At 63.2% G+C, this 4,461-nt stretch carries 5 protein-coding genes; 1 reads left to right on the forward strand and 4 read right to left on the reverse strand.

From position 1 onward, the window contains the following. The coding region (locus tag A2J03_RS01080; RefSeq protein ID WP_197480547.1) for a proteasome accessory factor PafA2 family protein at nucleotides 1-880 on the reverse strand (880 nt) is incomplete at its 3' end. Between the two features lie 89 nt (nucleotides 881-969). Between A2J03_RS01080 and A2J03_RS01085 the strand changes: the two genes are divergently transcribed. Continuing rightward, on the forward strand, nucleotides 970-2,439 hold the full coding sequence (locus A2J03_RS01085; RefSeq protein WP_231912312.1) for a bifunctional phosphatase PAP2/diacylglycerol kinase family protein: 1,470 nt from the start codon (nucleotides 970-972) through the stop codon (nucleotides 2,437-2,439). A gap of 28 nt (nucleotides 2,440-2,467) precedes the next feature. Here A2J03_RS01085 and prcA read toward each other — a convergent pair whose 3' ends face one another. The 3 genes from prcA to A2J03_RS01100 are packed head-to-tail and all read right to left on the reverse strand — an operon-like array spanning nucleotide 2,468 to nucleotide 4,298. After that, nucleotides 2,468-3,223: a proteasome subunit alpha gene (gene prcA / locus A2J03_RS01090; protein ID WP_068368545.1), complete on the reverse strand. Its 756-nt coding sequence runs from the start codon at nucleotides 3,221-3,223 to the stop codon at nucleotides 2,468-2,470. Further along, on the reverse strand, nucleotides 3,220-4,107 hold the full coding sequence (prcB, locus tag A2J03_RS01095) for a proteasome subunit beta (protein ID WP_068368548.1): 888 nt from the start codon (nucleotides 4,105-4,107) through the stop codon (nucleotides 3,220-3,222). The genes prcA and prcB overlap by 4 nt, the downstream gene beginning before the upstream one ends. Then, nucleotides 4,104-4,298: a ubiquitin-like protein Pup gene (locus A2J03_RS01100; RefSeq protein WP_019666269.1), complete on the reverse strand. Its 195-nt coding sequence runs from the start codon at nucleotides 4,296-4,298 to the stop codon at nucleotides 4,104-4,106. Before A2J03_RS01100 ends, prcB begins: the two co-directional genes overlap by 4 nt. Between the last annotated feature and the right edge of the window lie 163 nt (nucleotides 4,299-4,461).

Genomic DNA, 4,461 nt, shown 5'->3' on the forward strand with positions numbered 1-4,461 from the left:
CACGCGTCTTCAAGTGCTCGACTGCACGGGAGTAGTACTCCCGTTGAATCTCGAGTGCGCTCGCCTGACGTCCGCCCGCAAGACGCACCGGTCGACGACCAGTCAAATCATGGCTGACCTCACGGATTGCCCTGATCGGGTTGTCCAGAGCGAAATCTCGGAACGAGACACCGGCCTCGATCATCTCCAGCACCAGCGCGCCCGTGCCGACCTTCAACATCGTGGTCGTCTCGGCCATGTTGGAATCGCCGACGATGACGTGCAAACGACGGTATTTCTCGGCGTCGGCATGGGGCTCGTCGCGGGTGTTGATGATCGGCCGGGACCGCGTAGTCGCCGAGGAGACGCCTTCCCAGATGTGCTCCGCGCGTTGAGAAAGGCAAAACGTGGCCGCTTTGGGTGTCTGCAGGATCTTGCCGGCGCCACAGATCAACTGCCGCGTGACGAGGAACGGCAGCAGCACGTCGGAAATTCGCGAGAACTCACCGGCACGCTGAACGAGGTAATTCTCGTGGCATCCGTAAGAGTTTCCCGCCGAATCGGTGTTGTTCTTGAAGAGGTAGATGTCGCCGCCGATGCCCTCTTCGGCGAGGCGCTGCTCGGCGTCGATCAACAACTCCTCCAGCACCCGCTCCCCTGCCCGATCATGAGTGACCAGCTGCAGAAGCGAGTCGCACTCGGCAGTCGCGTACTCGGGGTGCGAACCGACGTCGAGGTACAACCGTGCACCGTTGCGAAGGAACACATTGGAGCTTCGTCCCCAGGACACGACTCTGCGGAACAGGTACCGAGCCACCTCGTCCGGACTCAGCCGCCTGTGCCCGTGAAAAGTACACGTGACACCGAACTCGGTCTCGATGCCCATAATTCGTCGTTGCACACTTCGACAGTACAACGCACACGCGCTGATGGAGCGTTCGAACGAGGCGAGAAATGCTGTGTCGACATGGGGGCGCCTAGGCTGGACCGGTGACCGAGACACCGAGAACGACGCCCGACCTGATCCATGCATGGGACGTTCGACTCTTCGATCGCACAGCGGCAAGTCGCGCATCCATCGCCGATCCGGCCCTGCGAAGCTTGAGCAAAGCAGCCGATCACAGCCTGCTCTGGGGTGCAACGGCCGGCCTGCTTGCGGCCCGTCCCGGACCGACCCGGCGAGGCGCGGTGCGCGGATTGCTGGGCGTGGCAGGCGCAAGTGTGCTCGCCAACGGAATCCTCAAGCCCATGTTTCCGCGGATACGTCCGGGATTCGAACGAACGCCGTTCGTGCGTAGGGTGCTATCGCCGCCGGTGTCGTCCTCGTTCCCGTCCGGGCACTCGGCGTCGGCCGCCGCGTTCGCAACCGGGGTAGCACTCGAATCACCGCTCGCCGGAGCAGCTTTGGCACCCCTCGCGGCGGCAGTCTGCTACTCGCGAGTGCATACGGGCGTTCACTGGCCCTCCGATGTTCTGGCCGGTGCTGCGCTGGGAGTCGGAATCGCTCTATCCACTCGACGGTGGTGGGCGGTTCGCACCGAAGAGCCGGCCGTTCTCGGTAAGCGCGTGGATCTCCCTGCGCTTCCTGGCGGCCAAGGAATGTTGGTTCTAGTCAATCCCGGCTCCGGTTCCGACGACGGAATCGCGAAGTCGATCCGTGACCGTCTCCCGAACGCCGAGATCTTCGAACCGGAACCCGGACACGATTTCAACGAACAACTCGAAGACCTCATCGACCGGTCCGCGCCCACGGCGCTGGGGGTCTGCGGCGGAGATGGGACGATCGTCAGTGTGGCCGAATCCGCCGTTCGGCACGAATTACCGCTGGCGGTGTTTCCCGGCGGGACACTCAATCACTTCGCGCGGGATGCAGGCGTCGCGGACATCGAATCCACTGCCTCCGCCGTGGAGAGTGGCGTCGCGGCTCACGTCGATCTCGCACGGGTTCTCGTGGACGGCAACGAGCGGGTGCCCTTCGTCAATACCGCGACCTTCGGCGGATATCCCGACTCGGTTCGACTTCGTGAGAAGTTGGAGGGCCGAATCGGAAAGTGGCCGGCTGCTGCTGTCGCCATGATCCGAGTGCTTGCAAGCGCCCGCCCGCTCGAGATCGAGCTGGACGGTCGTCCACAGGCAGTGTGGATGCTCTTCGTCGGCAACGGCCAGTACGCTCCAGCCGATCAAGTTCCCATGTCGCGGCCGTCCATCGGATCCGGGACCCTCGACGTGCGATACCTGCCGTCGACCCCGTTCCTGTCCCGCACGCGGCTTGTCCTGGCCGCGTTGACCGGCACGCTGGGGGCGTCGTCGACGTACGTACATTCCTCGGTCCGCACGTTGGCGGTGGACGTCGTCGGACCATCGGTCGCCCTCGCGACCGATGGTGAAGTGACGGCGGACGGCCGCAGCTTCGAGTTCGGCGTCGACGACAACGGCCTCGTCCTCTACCGAGAGCAGTAGAAGCCGAGGCCGTGTCAGAGTGTTCTGACTAGTCGGACGGCGGTGCAGGATCCTGCTTTGTGTCAGCAGGGAGCATGTCCTGCAAGGCCGCGCCGGCGATACGTCGGAAAGCCCTACGCGGACGAGCCTGATCCAAGACTGCAACCTCGAGCGAACTCACCTCGAGCGTCTTCTTCTCGGATTCGGCCGCGCCGTTCGCAGGCGGGGCCGCGCCCGCACCCAGCGCGGCTACCGAAATTTGTACCGCGGTTGCGAGATCCAACCCGGATCGGTAGGACTCTCTCAATGCAGTGACGATCGGCTCGGTGGTACCACCCATGACGACGAAATCCTGCTCGTCGACGATCGATCCGTCGTACGTGATCCGGTACAACTGACTCGACACCGGCTCGTCCGAATGCGAAACCTCGGCGACGCAGATCTCGACCTCGTACGGCTTGAGTTGCTCGGTGAAGATCGTACCCAGCGCCTGTGCATACGTTTTGGCAAGAGAGCGACCGGTGACGTCGCGCCGGTCGTAGGTGTACCCCTTGGTATCCGCGTGCAGGATTCCAGCCTTGCGCAGATTCTCGAACTCGTTGTACTTACCTACCGCTGCAAAACCGAGACGGTCGTACAGTTCGCTGACCTTGTGCAGGGCGGACGAGCGGTTTTCGGCGACGAAGAGGACGCCGTCTGCGTACGACAGCACGATGACACTTCGACCGCGAGCAATACCCTTGCGCGCCAGTTCCGAGCGATCGCGCATGATCTGCTCGGCTGATGCGTAATACGGCATGGTCATGACGTCGTCCCCCCTTGCGCTGCACGCTCGGCGATCACCGCGTGTGCGGCATCGGCAATCCGTGACTGCGCGACCTCGTTCGCACCCACGCTGGTGATGGTCACTGCGGTCGGGTAGATCCCGCGAGTGACGTCGGGTCCACCGGTCGCCGAGTCGTCGTCGGCGGCGTCGAACAGCGACTCCACCACGGCCCTGAGTGCGTCCTCCTCACCGAGACCTGGGGTGTACAACTTCTTCATCGCCGACTTCGCGAACAACGAACCGGATCCGACGGCGTGGTAGCCGGACTGTTCCTCGTAGCGGCCACCGACGACGTCGTACGAGACGATTCTGCCCGCATGTTCGGGATCGGCGATGTCGACGTCGAAGCCCACGAGAAGAGGGACCGCAGCCAGGCCCTGCATCGCTGCGCCCAGGTTGCTGCGCACCATCGAGGACAGCTTGTTGGCTTTGCCGTTGAACGTCAACGGCACGCCTTCGATCTTCTCGTAGTGTTCGAGTTCGACGGCGAACAGCCTGACGAGTTCGATCGCTAATCCGGCGGTACCTGCAATTCCAGCCGCCGAGAAGTCGTCGGTCACGAACACTTTCTGCATGTCGCGATTCGCGATCAGGTTTCCCTGCGTCGCGCGCCGATCGCCAGCGATCAACACGCCACCCGCGTACGCCACGGCAACGATGGTCGTGCCATGCGGCGCAATGTCCGACAGCGATCCACCGGACAACGAACCACCGGACAACGGACCGTCGGACGGAGTCACACGGTTCTCCGGAAGCAGGTGTGGTGCGTGATCACGTAGATGATCGGTGAACGAAGAATGATGCGAGCCGAATTGCGGGAACAGATCGCCCGTAGCCGGGTTCGCTGAGCGATCCACCGTCACTGGCCGCCCTTCTGGACGTAGGCACGGACAAAGTCTTCAGCGTTCTCCTCGAGCACGTCGTCGATCTCGTCGAGGAGGTCGTCGGTCTCTTCCGCCAGCTTCTCGCGTCGTTCCTGACCACCACCGGCCTCACCGGGGACCTCGTCGTCGCCGTCGCCACCGCCAGAGCGCCGTGTCTGCTCTTGAGCCATAGTCGCCGACCTCCTTACGTATTCGCAGTACCTGCTCGGACCTTCACCCTACCGATTGGGTCCCCTCTTGGGGTGGCAAGACACTGCGGAATCGGTCAGGTCGTCAGTTGTTCGACCAGTTCCGCTGCAGTTTCGGCAGACTCGAGGAGTGCGCCGACGTGTG

This window comes from Rhodococcus sp. EPR-157 (assembly GCF_001647195.1).
Taxonomy (GTDB): domain Bacteria; phylum Actinomycetota; class Actinomycetes; order Mycobacteriales; family Mycobacteriaceae; genus Rhodococcoides.

What these genes read in the sequence shown, in the direction of transcription:
- prcA (WP_068368545.1), bottom strand. Translation starts at nt 3,223, where the DNA reads ATGACCATGCCGTATTACGCATCAGCCGAGCAGATCATGCGCGATCGC.
- A2J03_RS01100 (WP_019666269.1), bottom strand. Translation starts at nt 4,298, where the DNA reads ATGGCTCAAGAGCAGACACGGCGCTCTGGCGGTGGCGACGGCGACGAC.